Below are 333 nucleotides of genomic sequence, written 5' to 3' on the forward strand. Positions count from 1 at the left end.
TTTTCTTTTTTTTTTTTTTTTTTTGGTTTTTTTTGCTTTTATTTACTTCATTTAAGAATAAATCATTGGGAATTTTCAAATCTTTCACTTAAGACTTATGATTTTTCTAAATTTAGTTTTTTGTCGCCTTTTGTGTTTTACTTGACTTTTTCAGTTAGACAATTTAATCATTACAAAAAGCAATTAGATTTATATAAACTTAAAGCCACGGATTTTGAATTTATCTCTCAAAATAGAATACTTGAAAGAATTGATAGCGAGTTGAATTTAAAATATAAAAACGTGTCCTAATACCATATAAAATTAATTGATAGTTTTAGCCAATTTACGAAA

It is taken from the genome of Polaribacter vadi (genome assembly GCF_018861005.1).
In the GTDB taxonomy this organism is placed as follows: Bacteria; Bacteroidota; Bacteroidia; order Flavobacteriales; family Flavobacteriaceae; genus Polaribacter; species Polaribacter vadi_A.